This is a genomic window from Nocardioides sp. Leaf374 (genome assembly GCF_916862475.1).
GTDB classification, from domain to species: Bacteria; Actinomycetota; Actinomycetes; order Propionibacteriales; family Nocardioidaceae; genus Nocardioides; species Nocardioides kribbensis.
In genome coordinates this window covers 23585-37333 of record NZ_CAKASO010000019.1, presented here as the reverse complement: position 1 = coordinate 37333, position 13749 = coordinate 23585, and the positions used below count along the sequence as shown (strand labels likewise).

The window sequence follows — 13749 nt, the reverse complement described above, 5'->3', positions numbered from 1 at the left end:
GGTCTGAGAGCCCCGTTCATCTCCCGGCCACCCGCCGGTCGTCGTGCCGTACGCCGCCCCGGGCCGACCCGCCCGGGGCGCTCCGGGCCCGGCCGGATGCGGTGTGCTCAGGGCCCCCGTGGCAGAATGACAGCGCGGCTCTTGACGACACCGGGCCTCGCCGCGCCCCCACGCCAGTTGACGAGAGGTGTTCGTGTCCTCGAACGCACGCAAGATCCCTGCCGAGGTGCTCGCCCACCCGGCTGTCGCGTCCCTCATCGAGCAGGGCACCCCCTCCGGGAGCGTCAGTCCTGAGGAGGTGCGCCAGGCCAGCGAGGACGCAGCGGTCGAGCCGCGCCACCTCAAGGCGCTGCTGGCCCACCTCAGCGAGATGGGTATCTCGGTGAACGTGCCGGCCGCCTCGCTGCGCGCCGTCGCCGCCACGTCGACCCGCAAGACCACCACCGCGAAGACGGCCAAGAAGGCGCCGGCCAAGGCCGCCGCCACCAAGGCCGCTCCGGCCAAGGCCGCCGCCACCAAGACGGCGGCCAAGACCACCGCCGCCAAGACGACCGCGGCCAAGACCGCCGCCGCGAAGAAGGCCGCCGCCGCCGAGGTGCCGGTCGTGGCCGAGGAGCCGGTGCTCGGCGCCGACGGCAAGAAGATCCTGCCCGACGTGCCCGACGAGCAGTTCGAGAAGGACGTCAAGGCCGACCCGACGATCGTCGAGGACGAGAAGCAGGCCTCCTTCGTCGTCTCCGCCGCCGACGACACCGACGAGCCCGAGCAGCAGGTCATGGTCGCGGGCGCGACCGCCGACCCGGTGAAGGACTACCTCAAGCAGATCGGCAAGGTCCCGCTGCTCAACGCCGAGATGGAGGTCGAGCTGGCCAAGCGCATCGAGGCCGGCCTGTTCTCGGAGGAGAAGCTGGCCAAGGGCGGCAAGATCAGCGCCAAGCTCCTCGAGGAGCTGGAGTGGATCGCCGAGGACGGCCGTCGCGCCAAGAACCACCTCCTCGAGGCCAACCTGCGCCTCGTGGTCAGCCTGGCCAAGCGCTACACCGGCCGCGGCATGCTCTTCCTCGACCTGATCCAGGAGGGCAACCTCGGTCTGATCCGCGCGGTCGAGAAGTTCGACTACACCAAGGGCTACAAGTTCTCGACCTACGCCACCTGGTGGATCCGTCAGGCCATCACCCGCGCGATGGCCGACCAGGCCCGCACCATCCGCATCCCGGTGCACATGGTCGAGGTCATCAACAAGCTCGCCCGCGTGCAGCGCCAGATGCTCCAGGACCTGGGCCGCGAGCCCACGCCGGAGGAGCTGGCCAAGGAGCTCGACATGACCCCCGAGAAGGTCATCGAGGTCCAGAAGTACGGCCGCGAGCCAATCTCGCTGCACACGCCCCTGGGTGAGGACGGCGACTCGGAGTTCGGTGACCTCATCGAGGACTCCGAGGCCATCGTGCCCGCCGACGCGGTGTCCTTCACGCTGCTCCAGGAGCAGCTGCACGCCGTGCTCGACACGCTCTCCGAGCGCGAGGCCGGCGTGGTCTCGATGCGCTTCGGCCTCACCGACGGCCAGCCCAAGACCCTCGACGAGATCGGCAAGGTCTACGGCGTGACCCGCGAGCGGATCCGCCAGATCGAGTCGAAGACGATGTCGAAGCTGCGTCACCCCTCGCGCTCGCAGGTCCTGCGCGACTACCTCGACTGAGGTCCAGCCCGGCGCACCGACGCCTCCCGGACGCCCCGTCCGCGCCACCCGGCGCAGGCGGGGCGTCCGTCGTCGCGCTCCGCCGCCCGAACCACCGGCCCCTCCGCCGGTGTTGCCCGGCGGTTCCTGGCGGGCCTCCGGCGCCGCTCGGGGGAGCGCCCAGGAATGCCGGGGGCGGGACCGGCCTTGGACCCCTGTGACCTCCCGGAGCACCCCGACCACCCCGACGACCTCCACCGCACCGACGGCGGCGGGGCGCGGTGGCCCCCGCGCCGGGGCGGCCGGCGTCGCCTTCGCCTTCCTGGTGGTGATGCTCGGCGCGACCCTCCCGACGCCCCTCTACCCGCTCTACGAGGCCGACCTCGGCTTCGGCCAGGCCACGGTGACCCTGGTGTTCGCGGCCTACGCCGTGGGGGTGCTCGCCGCGCTGCTGCTGCTGGGACGCGCCTCCGACGCGCTGGGACGCCGACGGCTGCTGCTGGTCGCCGTGGCGGTCTCGGCGCTCAGCACGCTGCTCTTCGCCACCACCCCCGACCTCTCGGGCCTCTACCTCGGGCGCGTGCTCTCCGGCCTCAGTGCCGGCATCGCCACGACCACGGGCACCGTCTACCTCGTCGAGCTCGCACCCGAGGGCGGCCAGGCCCGCGCGTCGCTGCTGGCCACGGTGGTCAACATGACCGGCCTCGGCCTCGGCCCGCCGCTGGCCGGGCTGGTCTCCGAGCTGGCCCCGGCCCCGCTGGTCACGGCGTACGTCGTGCACCTCGGCCTGCTCGCGCTCGCGGTGCCGGCCCTGCTGCTGGCGCGCGAGGTGGTCGTGGCCCCGGGCGCCTCCCTGCGACCCGAGCGCCCGAGCGTGGCCGCCGAGGCCCGCGCGGTCTTCGTGCCGGCCTCACTGGCGGCCTTCGCGGCCTTCGCCGCGCTCGGGCTGGTCACCGGCGCCACGGCCGGCATCCTGGGCCAGGTGCTCGGGGTGAGCGACCGGGCGGCGGTCGGGTTCGTCGTGCTGACCCTCTTCGCCGCCTCCGCCCTGGCCCAGGTGGGCCTGCGCGGCGTCGCGACCCGGATCGCCCTCACCTCCGGCTGCCTGGTGCTCGTGCTGGGCGCCGCGGTGCTGGCCGCGGCGCTGCTGGCCGAGTCGGTGGCCGTGCTGGTCGCGGCGCTGGCGGTGATCGGCGTCGGGCAGGCCCTGGCCTTCCGCGCCGGCACCGCGGCGATCACCGCCGCCGCCCCGGCCGCCGATCGCGCACGCACGGTCACCAGCTTCTTCCTCGTGGCCTACCTCGCCATCTCCCTGCCTGTCGTGCTGCTCGGCGCGGCGTCGCTGCGCTGGGGGCTGCGCGAGGCCACCCTCGGCTTCGCCGGCGGGGTCGCCCTGATCGCGCTGGCCTCCTTCGTCGCCCAGCTCGTCGTCGAGCGCCGCGGCACCGCCGGGGCCCGAGGCTGACGTCATGCGGGGGGTGGATGCGCATCCACGCAGCGCATGACGTCCCGTGGTGCGCGCGGGGGCGGCTGTCGCGCGGGCGCCCGAGGCTGACGTCATGCGGGGAGTGGATGCGCATCCACGCAGCGCATGACGTCCCGCAGGAGGCAGCGGTGCCCACGTCCGGGGCCGGCCCCGCCGACTCACCCACCCGAGGGGGTGCAGAAGTTGGGCCGGTGAGGTTGAGTGGGGCCAGAGGACGGTCGCAGCCAGGCCGCCCCAACACCGACCCGCGGTCGATCCGACCGGTCCGGACCAGGAGGGGGCCCGTTTCCGTCATGACCACCCACACCTCGCACCTCGCGCCACCCGAGCCGAGCCTGCAGACCCTCGCCGACGCCGACGTCCTCAGCGGACGCGACGCGGTGGCCGCCGCGGCGGCGTACGTCGCGGCCCAGGCGCTCGCCGACGGCCCGGTGGGCCGCGTCGGGCTGGAGCTGGAGCTGCACCTGGTCGACCTGGCGCGCCCCGCGGAGCGGGTCGCCTGGGCCGACGTGATGGCGCTCGTGGCGGCGATGCCCGCCATGCCGTCGGGCAGCTCGGTCACCCTCGAGCCCGGGGGACAGCTGGAGCTCTCCACCCCGCCCCACGCCGACGTCGTCAGCTCCGTGGCCGCGCTGCGGGCCGACCGCGACGTGCTGCGCGCAGCCCTGGCCGCCCGCGGCTACGCCGCCGTGCCGCTGGGCGCCGACCCCGTGCGCCCGCCGCGCCGGGTCAACCCCCACGCCCGCTACGACGCCATGGAGCGCCACTTCGCCGCGCGCTCCTGCGCCGGCGCCGGGCTGGCCATGATGACGGCCACCGCCGCCCTGCAGGTCAACCTCGACGCGGGTCCCGCCGCGGGCTGGTCTGACCGGCTCGCGCTGCTGCGCTCGCTGGTGCCAGTGCTGGTGGCGGCCTCGGCGGGCTCGCCGTACCTCGGTGGGCGCAGCTCGGGCTGGAGCTCGATGCGCCAGGAGACCTGGCAGGGCATCGACTCCGGGCGCAGCGATCCTGTCACCTCCGGCGAGCCGGGCGTGGCCTGGGCGCTCTACGCCCTCGACGCCCCCGTGATGCTGGTGCGCGAGGGTGCGGCGATGCGCGCGATCACCGAGCGGGTCACCTTCGCGGCCTGGCTGCGCGACCCCGCGCTCATCGGTCGTCCGGCCACGCTCACCGACCTCGACTACCACCTGACCACGCTCTTCCCGCCGGTGCGCCCGCGTGGGTACGTCGAGATCCGCTGCGTCGACGCCCTGCCCGACCGCTGGTGGCCCGCGGTGGCCGCCCTGGTCGTCGGCCTCGTCGACGACCCCGTGGCCGCCGACCTCGCCGCGGAGCTGTGCGAGCCCGTGGCGGGTGCCTGGGAGCGCGCCGCCCGCGACGGCGTGACCGACCCTGACCTGCGCCGCGCCGTCGCCGGCTGCACCGACCTGGCCGCCCGCCGCGCCCCCGCAGGACTGCGCACCGAGCTCGAGGCCCTCGCGACGCTGGTCGCCGACGGCTCCTCGCCGGGCCAGGAGCTGCGCGCGGTCGCCGACACCCGGGGCCCGCTGGCCCTGCTCGAGGAGGAAGCCCGTGCCTGACCCCGCCGCCCGCACCACCCACGACGTCACCCCCGACGTCACTCCCGACCCCACTCCCGACCCGGCCCTCGGCGCCACCCCTGGCACCTCGCTGGACCTCCGCGAGCGCGCCGCCCGCGGCCTGGAGGCCTCGCGCGTGCGCACCCTGGGCCTCACCGACCTCGACGAGCCGGAGCTGACGGCGCAGCACAGCCCCTTGATGAGCCCGCTGGTCTGGGACCTCGCCCACATCGGACAGCAGGAGGACCTCTGGCTGCTGCGCGGTGGGCGCACCGAGGCCCAGGGCCTCCTGCCCGCGCGCATCGAGAAGCTCTACGACGCCTTCGAGCACCCCCGTGCGACGCGCGTGGGCCTGCCGCTGCTCACGCCGCGCGAGGCGCGGTCCTACCTCGCCGACGTGCGCGGGCGCGTGCTCGACAAGCTCGAGGCCGCCGCCGTCGACGACGCCGAGGCGCTCTTCGCCTTCGCGATGGTCGAGCAGCACGAGCAGCAGCACGTCGAGACCATGCTCGCCACCCACCAGCTGCGCGACGGCACCCCGCTGCTGGGCGCGGGTGCGCCCCTGCCGCCGGGCCGCCCGCTGCCGGCCGACGCCGTGCCCGTGCCCGCCGGGCCCTTCGTGCTCGGCGTCGACGGCACCGCGGAGCCCGACTCCCTCGACAACGAGCGCCCGGCCCACGTGGTCGACCTGCCGGCCTTCTCGATCGCGCGGCGCCCGGTCACCAACGCCGAGTGGGCCGCGTTCATGGCCGCGGGGGGCTACGACGACCCCGCCTGGTGGTCCGAGCGCGGCTGGGCCCACCGGCTCGAGGCTGGCCTGGAGCGGCCGCAGTTCTGGTCGCCCGACGGCTCGCGGCGCCGCTTCGGCGTGGTCGAGGACGTGCCGCCCGACGAGCCCGTGCAGCACGTGTGCTTCTTCGAGGCCGAGGCCTACGCCGCCTGGGCCGGCGCCCGCCTGCCCACCGAGCAGGAGTGGGAGAAGGCCTGCGTCTGGGACCCCGCCCTGGGCCGGCGGCGCCGCTGGCCGTGGGGCGACAGCGAGTGGACCCCCGCCCTGGCCAACCTCGGCGGCGACGCGCTGCGCCCCGCCCCGGTCGGTGCCTACCCCGCCGGTGCCTCGGCCTACGGCGTGGAGCAGATGGTCGGCGAGGTGTGGGAGTGGACCACCTCGGGCTTCGAGCCCTGGCCGGGCTTCGCCCCGATGCTGTACGCCGACTACAGCGCCCCCTTCTTCGGCGGCGACTACCGCGTGCTGCGCGGCGGGTCGTGGGCCGTTGGCGGGGCGAGCATCCGCCCGTCCTTCCGCAACTGGGACCACCCGCAGCGGCGACAGATCTTCAGCGGCCTGCGACTGGCGTGGGACGGTGTGTAGGCACCTGGCGTGGCTGGGGGAGCCCCGGAGCGTGGCCGACCTCGTGCTCCGCCCGCCGCACGGCCTGCTCACCCAGTCCTACGCGCCGCGCCGCCAGGCCCGCGGCCTGATGAACGCCGACGGCTGGGGCGTCGGCTTCTTCGCCCCCGACCGGGGGGAGCCGGTGCGCTGGCGCTCCTCGCGCCCGCTGTGGGCCGACCCGTCCTTCGCCTCGGTCGCGCCGGTGCTGACCTCCGGGGCCGTGGTCGCCGCGGTGCGCTCGGCGACCGTGGGGATGCCGGCCGACGAGACCGCCGCCGCGCCCTTCACCGACGGTCGCTGGCTGCTCTCGCACAACGGGTCGGTCGACCGCGCCGCGCTGCCGGCGACCCACGCGGCCGAGTCGGTCTGTGACTCGGCCGTGCTCGCCGCCCACGTGCTCGCCGAGGGGCCCGACCGGCTGGCCGCCACCGTGCTCGCCGTGGCCGAGCGGGCGCCTGCGGCGTACCTCAACCTGCTGCTGGGCGACGGCGAGCGCGTGCTCGCCACGACGTGGGGCGACCCGCTGTCCTACCTGGTCGAGCCCGACGGGGTGGCCGTGGCCAGCGAGCCCTGGGACGACGACCCGCGCTGGGTCGACGTGCCCGACCGACACCTGATCGAGGTGACCTCGTCCGGGGTCGCCGTGACCCCCCTGGAGAGCTGACATGCCCGCCCCCGAGACCCCCGGCGCCATGGGCGTCCACCTCGACCCCGGCGCCCTGGCCCGGCAGATGGCCGACGACGTGCGCGACGGGCTGGCCCGCAGCCCCAAGGTGCTGCCGCCGAAGTACTTCTACGACGGTCGCGGCAGCGAGCTCTTCGACCAGATCACGCGGCTGCCGGAGTACTACCCGACCCGCACCGAGCGCGCCATCCTGGAGACGCAGGCCCGCGCGGTCGCCGCGGCCGCCGGAGCCGAGACCCTGCTGGAGCTGGGCAGCGGCACCTCGGAGAAGACCCGTCTGCTGCTCGAGGCGATGACCGAGGCCGGCACGCTGCGCCGCTTCGTGCCCTTCGACGTCGACCCGGTGGTGCTCGAGGAGGCGAGCCTCGCCGTGCACACCGACTTCCCGGGCCTGGCCGTCGAGCCCGAGGTGGGCGACTTCGAGAAGCACCTCGGCGAGCTGCCCCGCCACCCGCGCACCGCGGTCGCCTTCCTCGGGTCCACCATCGGCAACCTCGACCCCGACCAGCGCCGCTCCTTCCTCGCCGGTGTGCGGGGCGTGCTCGGCGAGGACGGCTGCTTCCTGCTCGGCACCGACCTGGTCAAGCCGGTCGAGCGGCTCGAGCGGGCCTACGACGACGCCGCGGGCGTCACCGCCGCCTTCAACCAGAACGTGCTGCACGTGATCAACCGCAGCCTGGGCGCCGACTTCGACGTCGACGCCTTCGCCCACCGCGCGGTCTGGGTGCCCGAGCACGAGTGGGTCGAGATGCGCCTGGAGTCGCTGCGCGAGCAGACGGTGCGCCTGGTGGCCCTCGACCTGGAGGTCCGCTTCGCCGCCGGGGAGCAGATGCGCACCGAGATCTCCACGAAGTTCCGCCGCGAGGGCGTCGAGGCCGAGCTGGCCGCCGCGGGCCTGCGGGTCGAGGAGTGGTGGATCGACCCGGCCGGCGACTTCGCGCTCTCGCTGTCGCGCCCGGCCTGAGTCCGGGAACGCCGACGGCCCCGGACGTGGAGTCCGGGGCCGTCGGGGCGTAGGTGGGGTGGGACCGCGTGGGTCGGTGTCAGCTCAGGAGCCGGCGGCGGGGGAGCCGCTGAGCTTGTGGGTCTCGTCGACGACGTTCGCCGCGACCTCCTTGAGCTTGTCACCGTGCTCCCGGGCGTGGTGGGCGCAGAAGAGCAGCTCACCGCCCGACTGGAGCTCCACACGGAGGTAGGCCTGGGCGCCGCAACGGTCGCAGCGGTCTGCGGCAGTCAGCGCAGAGCTGGGGGCAAGTGCAGTAGTCACATCGGCCTCATTTCTAGATCATCCGGTGTTGATCTCAACGTAGCGGCGGGGGCCAAGATTCCCGGAGCCGTGTGGCCCCGGACACGTGGTCCTCGTGCTGCCTCGGTGGTGCCTGAGTGGTGCGGTGCGTCTCCCCGGCCGGGGCTGCTGGTGCGCCGCGACGTCGGTGTCGCGGGCCCGGTCTGCTGCGGCCCTCGAGAAGGGGTTCGGCGGTGGAGCGTCGGTGCTGAGGTGTTGTCGGCCTCTGGATCGGATCTTGTCCCAGATACCGTCCCGACAGTCTCACCCCTGCGGGCGCCTCCCGGGCGGACCGGCCGATATCCGGTCGTGTTCGTGTCCACATCGTGATGGACCCGGGGAGGGGCGAGCCTGCGGAGACTGTCGGTGCCTCACCGGTAGATTCGGCACCGACACCACCCCGGATTGCCGACCCCGGACCGCGCAGGAGCCCCACGATCGCCGACAACACCTACAACGCCGCCCACCTGCTGGTCCTCGAGGGGCTGGAGGCGGTGCGCAAGCGACCGGGCATGTACATCGGCTCCACCGACACGCGGGGGCTCATGCACTGCCTGTGGGAGATCATCGACAACGGCGTCGACGAGGCCCTGGCGGGTGCGGCGCACCGGGTCGAGGTCACCCTGCACCCCGACGGCTCCGCCGAGGTCCACGACGACGGGCGCGGCATCCCGACCGACAAGGAGCCCAAGACGGGGCTGCCCGGAGTCGAGGTGGTGGCCACCAAGCTCCACGCGGGCGGCAAGTTCGGCGGCGGGTCCTACGTCGCGACCGGCGGCCTGCACGGCGTGGGGCTCTCGGTGGTCAACGCGCTGTCCTCGCGCATGGACGTCGACGTCGAGCGCTCCCCGGCGGTCCAGGGCATCTCCTTCCAGCGCGGCGTGCCCGGCGTCTTCGACGCCGACGGGCTGGGTCCGAGCGGTCGCGGCGCGGGCTTCGAGCCCCGCTCGGGGCTGACCCGCAAGGGCGCCCGGGTGGCCAAGGGCCGCTCCGGCACCCGCATCCGCTTCTGGCCCGACCGGCAGATCTTCACCAAGGAGGCGCAGTTCGTCTACGACGAGCTGGTCACCCGCGCGCGCCAGACCTCCTTCATCGTCCCGGGCCTCGAGCTGGTGCTGCGCGACCTGCGCGGTGCCGAGCCGGTGGAGGAGTCCTTCCGCCACGACGGCGGCATCTCGGAGTTCACCGAGTTCCTCGCCGCTGACGAGGCGGTCACCTCGGTGCTGCGGCTGCAGGGCATGGACACCTTCACCGAGACCGTGCCGCTGCTCGACGAGCACGGCCACATGACGCCGCAGGAGATCGAGCGCGAGCTGCACGTCGACGTCGCGGTGCGGTGGGGCACGGGCTACGACACCGAGCTGCGCTCCTTCGTCAACGTCATCGCCACCCCCAAGGGCGGCACGCACCTCAGCGGCTTCGAGCAGGCGGTGACCAAGACCTTCAACGACGTCATGCGCGCCACCAAGGCGCTCAAGGTCAACGACGCCGACGTCATCAAGGACGACGTGCTCGAGGGCCTCACTGGCGTCGTCACCGTGCGCCTGGCCGAGCCGCAGTTCGAGGGCCAGACCAAGGAGATCCTCGGCACGCCGGCAGCGCGCTCGGTGGTGCGCAAGGTCGTGGCCGCCGAGCTCAAGACCTTCCTCACCTCGACCAGGCGCGAGGAGAAGGCCCAGGCCAAGCTGGTGATGGAGAAGGTGGTCGGGGCGTCCAGGACCCGCATCGCCGCGCGCCAGCACAAGGAGACCCAGCGCCGCAAGAACGCCCTGGAGTCCTCGGCCCTGCCCTCCAAGCTCGCCGACTGCCGGGCCAACGACAACGACCGCACCGAGCTGTTCATCGTCGAGGGCGACTCCGCCCTCGGCACGGCCAAGCTGGCCCGCAACTCCGAGTTCCAGGCGCTGCTGCCGATCCGCGGCAAGATCCTCAACGTGCAGAAGGCCTCGGTCGGCGACATGCTGAAGAACACCGAGTGCGCCTCGATCATCCAGGTGGTCGGCGCCGGCTCGGGCCGCACCTTCGAGATGGAGGCGCGGCGCTACGGGCGGATCATCTTCATGGCCGACGCCGACTCCGACGGCGCCCACATCCGCTGCCTCCTCGCCACCCTCTTCTTCAAGTACATGCCCGACCTGATCGCGGAGGGGAGGGTCTACTCCGCGGTGCCGCCCCTGCACCGCATCGAGCTGTCCAACCCGAAGAAGGGCATGGACAAGTACGTCTACACCTATTCCGACGACGAGCTGCAGCGCAAGCTCGCGGAGCTGTCCAAGAAGAACGTGCGGTGGAAGGACCCCGTCCAGCGCTACAAGGGGCTGGGCGAGATGGACGCCGACCAGCTGGCCGAGACCACCATGGACCCGCGCCACCGCACGCTGCGCCGCATCACCGTCGACGACGCCGACGTCGCCTCCCAGGTCTTCGAGCTCCTCATGGGCTCCGAGGTCGCCCCACGCAAGGAGTTCATCGTGCAAGGTGCCTACGACGTCGACGTGGAAGCGCTGGACGCATGAGCGCGCCGTGGCGCGACGCGGCCTCCGAGCCGGTCCGTGACGACCTCGACTCCCTGGCCGGCGAGGCCGTCACCCGGGCCCAGGCCCTGCTGGAGGAGTCGGGGGAGTTCTACCCCTTCGGCCTCAGCGCCGACGCCGAGGGGCTCGCGCTCGTCGGCGCCGACGACGTCGGCTCGCACCCGCAGGCCGGCGAGGTGCTCGACGTGCTGGTGGCCGGCCTGCACGCCTCGCGCGACACGCTGCGGGCCACGGCGCTGGTCTACCCGGTGAGCGTCGACGGCTCCGAGGCCGTGCGCGTCGAGCTCGAGCACCGCGACGGTCCGGCGCTGGAGGTGCTGGTGCCCTACACCCTCGACCGGCGGCGCACGAAGGTGACCCTCGGCTCCTCCTCGGTCGCGGAGGGCTCGCGACAGATCTGGGTGTGACTCCGGTCTGGGTGTGACTCCGGTCTGGGTGTGACTCCGGTCTGGGTGTGGCGCCGGGTCGACCCGGTGGCGGCCGCCTGAGTCGCGGCCGGGGCGCGGGGTGCGTGGCCGGCAGCGCGCCGTCGTAGGGTCGGGGCCATGGAGAACGACGCACCCACCGTGGCGTGGCGAGAGACCACCCCAGCGCCCGTGCAGGGCGACCTCGACGCGATGGTCGTGCTCGCCGTCCGCACCGCGAGCGACGCCCTCGCCAAGCGGGAGGGGTTCCAGCCCTTCGCGGTGCTCCTCGGCGACGACCGCCGCCCGCAGCTGTCGTGGGTCGACCCCCGCGTCAGCGGCCCCCGCCCGAAGGCCTCCGACCTGCTGCCGCTGCTGGTGTCGGCGGCCAGGGAGCAGCGCGGGTCCCTCCTGGGCGCAGGCGTCGTGGTCGACACGAGCGTCGACGGCGGCGACGCGATCCGCGTGGAGCTGGAGCACCGTGACGGCGGCCCGGCCCTCGTCGTGGTCGTGCCCTACCGCCCGAGCTGGGTGGAGGGCGAGCTGAGCCTGGGCGAGCAGCGCGTGGCCCTCGGCACCCGTCGGGTGTGGGAGCAGCCCACGGGCTGACGCCCCGCGGCAGCGCCGTCGAAGCGCCCTGAGGGCAGCGCCCGACCGTCGGCTCTGCTGAGGTGGGCGTCGTGCACGTCGTGGTGAGCGGCCCACCGGCCGTCGGCAAGTCCTCCTTCGCATCCCGGCTGGCTCGCGAGCTGGGTCTGCCGCTGCTGGCCAAGGACGTCCTCAAGCACGCCCTCAGGCGCAGCCTCGACCCCGACGGCGGCGACGACGTCGAGGCGTCGCGACGCCTCGGCCGGGCTTCGGTGCGGGCCCTGGTGGACCTCGCCGAGGCCTCCGTGGCCGAGGGCGGCGCCACCGGCACGGTGCTCGACAGCGTCTGGGTCGACCAGGACTGGGCCAGGGCCCGTCTCGCCGCGCTCCCGGGGGCGGTGGTGGAGGTGCACCTGTCGGCCCCCACGGCGGTGCTGCGGCGCCGCTACGCCGAGCGTGCCGCCGCCTCGACCGACCCCGCCGCGGGCCGCGACGAGGACGAGCTGTGGGGCGGTCGGGCGCTGGAGCCGGTCGCGGGCGGCTGGCCGGTGGTCGAGGTCGACGCGACGGGGCCGGTGGACGTGGTCGCCGTGGCGGGCGCGGTGCGGTCGGCTCGTGGCGTGCGGGTGACGGCCGAGCCTGGACCAGGGGTCGGGCGGGAGGTGTGGGCGCTCTACCAGCAGGTCTTCGGCGACGCCCAGGACCACGCGGCGTGGCTCCGGGACGTCTGGCTGCGGCACCGGTCGCGCGAGGACTTCCGTGTGGCCCGTGCCCACGACGGGGACACCCTGGTCGGTGCGGCCCACGCTTACACGGGTGAGCGTGGGCAGTGGTGGACCGACGAGGTCGAGCGGCGGCTCCCGCGGTCCACGGCCGCGACGTGGCTCGGCGGGCACCTGGAGGTGGTGAGCCTGGCGGTGTCCGCGCACGCGCGTCGGCGCGGCCTCGGCACGGCGCTGCTGCGTGCCCTCGTGGACTCCACGGAGCACGAGCGGCTGCTGCTCATGACCACGGCGGACCCCGGGGACCCTGCGCGCCGGTTGTACGAGCGCGAGGGCTGGCGGGTCCTGGGTGCCGGGGTGCGCGACGACCAGGTGGTGCTCGGGCGGCTGCGGTGACGGCCGGTCCGGCCGCCGGGCGGAGCGCCTAGGCCGCGGCCGTGGGGTGCGGCCGGGCCGGGGGCACGACGTACCAGGAGCGGCCGGGGCGCTCGGTGCCGAGCGTGACGACCCCGGGCAGGGTGACGGCGGTGTCGCCGTCCCCGGGGCCGCCGCCGGCCGGAGCGCTCCGGGTGTCGGCGAGCGAGGACGCCGGGTCGGCGACGGGCTGGTCGGGGGCGGTGGTGCTGACGATGTCCATGCCCCCAGGCAACGCCCGTCGGCTGTGCCGGGGCTGTGCCGGGCCGAAACGCTCGCTGAGCGTCGCACCGCGGAGACGACGGGGTGCTCAGCCTCCTGGGGCCGTCCGTGGGTTGATCGAACGTTCGATCAACCCACGGATGCTTGCGGGGCCCGCCGGTGCGTCCGGGGCGGGCAGGGGAGGGCAGGGGAGGGTCAGACCTTCTGCTCGAGCAGCCCGGAGTCGACGTCGTAGAGGAAGCCGCCGACCAGCACGGAGTCGGGCACGAGCGGGTGGCTGCGGACCTTGGCGACGTCCTCGGCCAGCGCGGCGACCTGGTCCTCGACCACGTGGAACTGCTGCCACGAGGCGTCCTGGCCCGCAGAGGCCGCCACGCGCTCGCGGAGCTCGGCCTCGGAGTTGCTGGCCACGGCACAGCGGGTGTGGGGCACCACGAGCACGCGCTGCACGTTGAGCAGGTGCACGCCCAGCACGAGGGCCTCCAGGGCTTGCGGGGTCACCCGCCCGCCGGGGTTGCGGAAGATCTTGGCGTCGCCGGGGACGAGGCCGATCATGCCGAGGGGGTCGATGCGCGAGTCCATGCACGTCACGAGGGCCACACCGGCTGCGGCGACGCCGTCGAACCCGCCGTAGCGGAAGTCCTCGGCGAAGGTGCGGTTGGCGCTCATCAGGTCGTCGAAGTCAGCCACACCCCGAAACTAGCGGAGGACGCCACGGCGGGGGAGGGCGCTGTCGCACCGTGGACCGCGACACAGGTCAC

13 protein-coding genes are annotated in these 13749 nt (G+C 74.2%); 10 read left to right on the top strand and 3 right to left on the bottom strand.

Annotated elements, in window-relative coordinates:
• The first annotated feature begins 187 nt into the window (after positions 1 to 187).
• From LPA27_RS10530 to egtD, 6 genes are all read left to right on the top strand, one after another.
• Positions 188 to 1696: an RNA polymerase sigma factor gene (locus LPA27_RS10530; RefSeq protein ID WP_056904479.1), complete on the top strand. Its 1509-nt coding sequence runs from the start codon at positions 188 to 190 to the stop codon at positions 1694 to 1696.
• A 196-nt stretch (positions 1697 to 1892) separates the two neighbouring features.
• Positions 1893 to 3140 (top strand): MFS transporter, encoded by a 1248-nt coding sequence (locus LPA27_RS10525; RefSeq protein ID WP_228942387.1) that lies wholly within the window; start codon positions 1893 to 1895, stop codon positions 3138 to 3140.
• A 314-nt stretch (positions 3141 to 3454) separates the two neighbouring features.
• Positions 3455 to 4741 carry an ergothioneine biosynthesis glutamate--cysteine ligase EgtA gene (egtA, locus tag LPA27_RS10520; protein WP_056904478.1) on the top strand — a complete coding sequence of 429 codons (1287 nt, stop codon included), beginning with the start codon at positions 3455 to 3457 and terminating at the stop codon, positions 4739 to 4741.
• Positions 4734 to 6113 carry an ergothioneine biosynthesis protein EgtB gene (gene egtB / locus LPA27_RS10515; protein ID WP_228942386.1) on the top strand — a complete coding sequence of 460 codons (1380 nt, stop codon included), beginning with the start codon at positions 4734 to 4736 and terminating at the stop codon, positions 6111 to 6113. Before egtA ends, egtB begins: the two co-directional genes overlap by 8 nt.
• 31 nt (positions 6114 to 6144) lie before the next feature.
• Positions 6145 to 6798, top strand: a complete 654-nt coding sequence (egtC, locus tag LPA27_RS10510; protein ID WP_200918930.1) for an ergothioneine biosynthesis protein EgtC — start codon at positions 6145 to 6147, stop codon at positions 6796 to 6798.
• Position 6799: 1 nt separating this feature from the next.
• The gene (gene egtD, locus LPA27_RS10505; protein ID WP_228942385.1) at positions 6800 to 7783 is read left to right on the top strand and encodes an L-histidine N(alpha)-methyltransferase; all 984 of its coding nucleotides are present in this window, start codon (positions 6800 to 6802) and stop codon (positions 7781 to 7783) included.
• An 84-nt stretch (positions 7784 to 7867) separates the two neighbouring features.
• Here egtD and LPA27_RS10500 read toward each other — a convergent pair whose 3' ends face one another.
• Positions 7868 to 8086 carry a DUF7455 domain-containing protein gene (locus LPA27_RS10500; RefSeq protein WP_056862569.1) on the bottom strand — a complete coding sequence of 73 codons (219 nt, stop codon included), beginning with the start codon at positions 8084 to 8086 and terminating at the stop codon, positions 7868 to 7870.
• Between the two features lie 347 nt (positions 8087 to 8433).
• On the opposite strand from LPA27_RS10500, the gene LPA27_RS10495 reads away from it, so the two are divergent.
• The 4 genes from LPA27_RS10495 to LPA27_RS10480 all read left to right on the top strand — a co-directional run bounded on the left by LPA27_RS10495 (position 8434) and on the right by LPA27_RS10480 (position 12748).
• Positions 8434 to 10620 carry a DNA topoisomerase IV subunit B gene (locus LPA27_RS10495; RefSeq protein ID WP_082503107.1) on the top strand — a complete coding sequence of 729 codons (2187 nt, stop codon included), beginning with the start codon at positions 8434 to 8436 and terminating at the stop codon, positions 10618 to 10620.
• Entirely contained in the window at positions 10617 to 11045 is a 429-nt protein-coding gene (locus LPA27_RS10490) for a hypothetical protein (RefSeq protein ID WP_228942384.1), read from the top strand. The genes LPA27_RS10495 and LPA27_RS10490 overlap by 4 nt, the downstream gene beginning before the upstream one ends.
• 138 nt (positions 11046 to 11183) lie before the next feature.
• Complete coding sequence (locus tag LPA27_RS10485; protein ID WP_056862571.1) at positions 11184 to 11651, top strand: hypothetical protein; 468 nt, start codon at positions 11184 to 11186, stop codon at positions 11649 to 11651.
• 71 nt (positions 11652 to 11722) lie between these two features.
• The gene (locus LPA27_RS10480) at positions 11723 to 12748 is read left to right on the top strand and encodes a GNAT family N-acetyltransferase (RefSeq protein WP_228942383.1); all 1026 of its coding nucleotides are present in this window, start codon (positions 11723 to 11725) and stop codon (positions 12746 to 12748) included.
• 28 nt (positions 12749 to 12776) lie between these two features.
• Here the strand turns inward: LPA27_RS10480 and LPA27_RS10475 are convergent, their stop codons facing one another.
• Both LPA27_RS10475 and LPA27_RS10470 read right to left on the bottom strand, forming a co-directional pair.
• On the bottom strand, positions 12777 to 12989 hold the full coding sequence (locus LPA27_RS10475; protein ID WP_228942382.1) for a hypothetical protein: 213 nt from the start codon (positions 12987 to 12989) through the stop codon (positions 12777 to 12779).
• A gap of 194 nt (positions 12990 to 13183) precedes the next feature.
• Positions 13184 to 13678 carry a beta-class carbonic anhydrase gene (locus tag LPA27_RS10470; protein ID WP_228942381.1) on the bottom strand — a complete coding sequence of 165 codons (495 nt, stop codon included), beginning with the start codon at positions 13676 to 13678 and terminating at the stop codon, positions 13184 to 13186.
• Between the last annotated feature and the right edge of the window lie 71 nt (positions 13679 to 13749).

Coding starts and splice junctions, on each gene's coding strand:
- LPA27_RS10475 (WP_228942382.1), bottom strand. CDS start 12,989: ATGGACATCGTCAGCACCACCGCCCCCGACCAGCCCGTCGCCGACCCG.
- egtD (WP_228942385.1), top strand. CDS start 6,800: ATGCCCGCCCCCGAGACCCCCGGCGCCATGGGCGTCCACCTCGACCCC.
- LPA27_RS10495 (WP_082503107.1), top strand. CDS start 8,434: ATGGACCCGGGGAGGGGCGAGCCTGCGGAGACTGTCGGTGCCTCACCG.
- LPA27_RS10490 (WP_228942384.1), top strand. CDS start 10,617: ATGAGCGCGCCGTGGCGCGACGCGGCCTCCGAGCCGGTCCGTGACGAC.
- LPA27_RS10485 (WP_056862571.1), top strand. CDS start 11,184: ATGGAGAACGACGCACCCACCGTGGCGTGGCGAGAGACCACCCCAGCG.
- egtA (WP_056904478.1), top strand. CDS start 3,455: ATGACCACCCACACCTCGCACCTCGCGCCACCCGAGCCGAGCCTGCAG.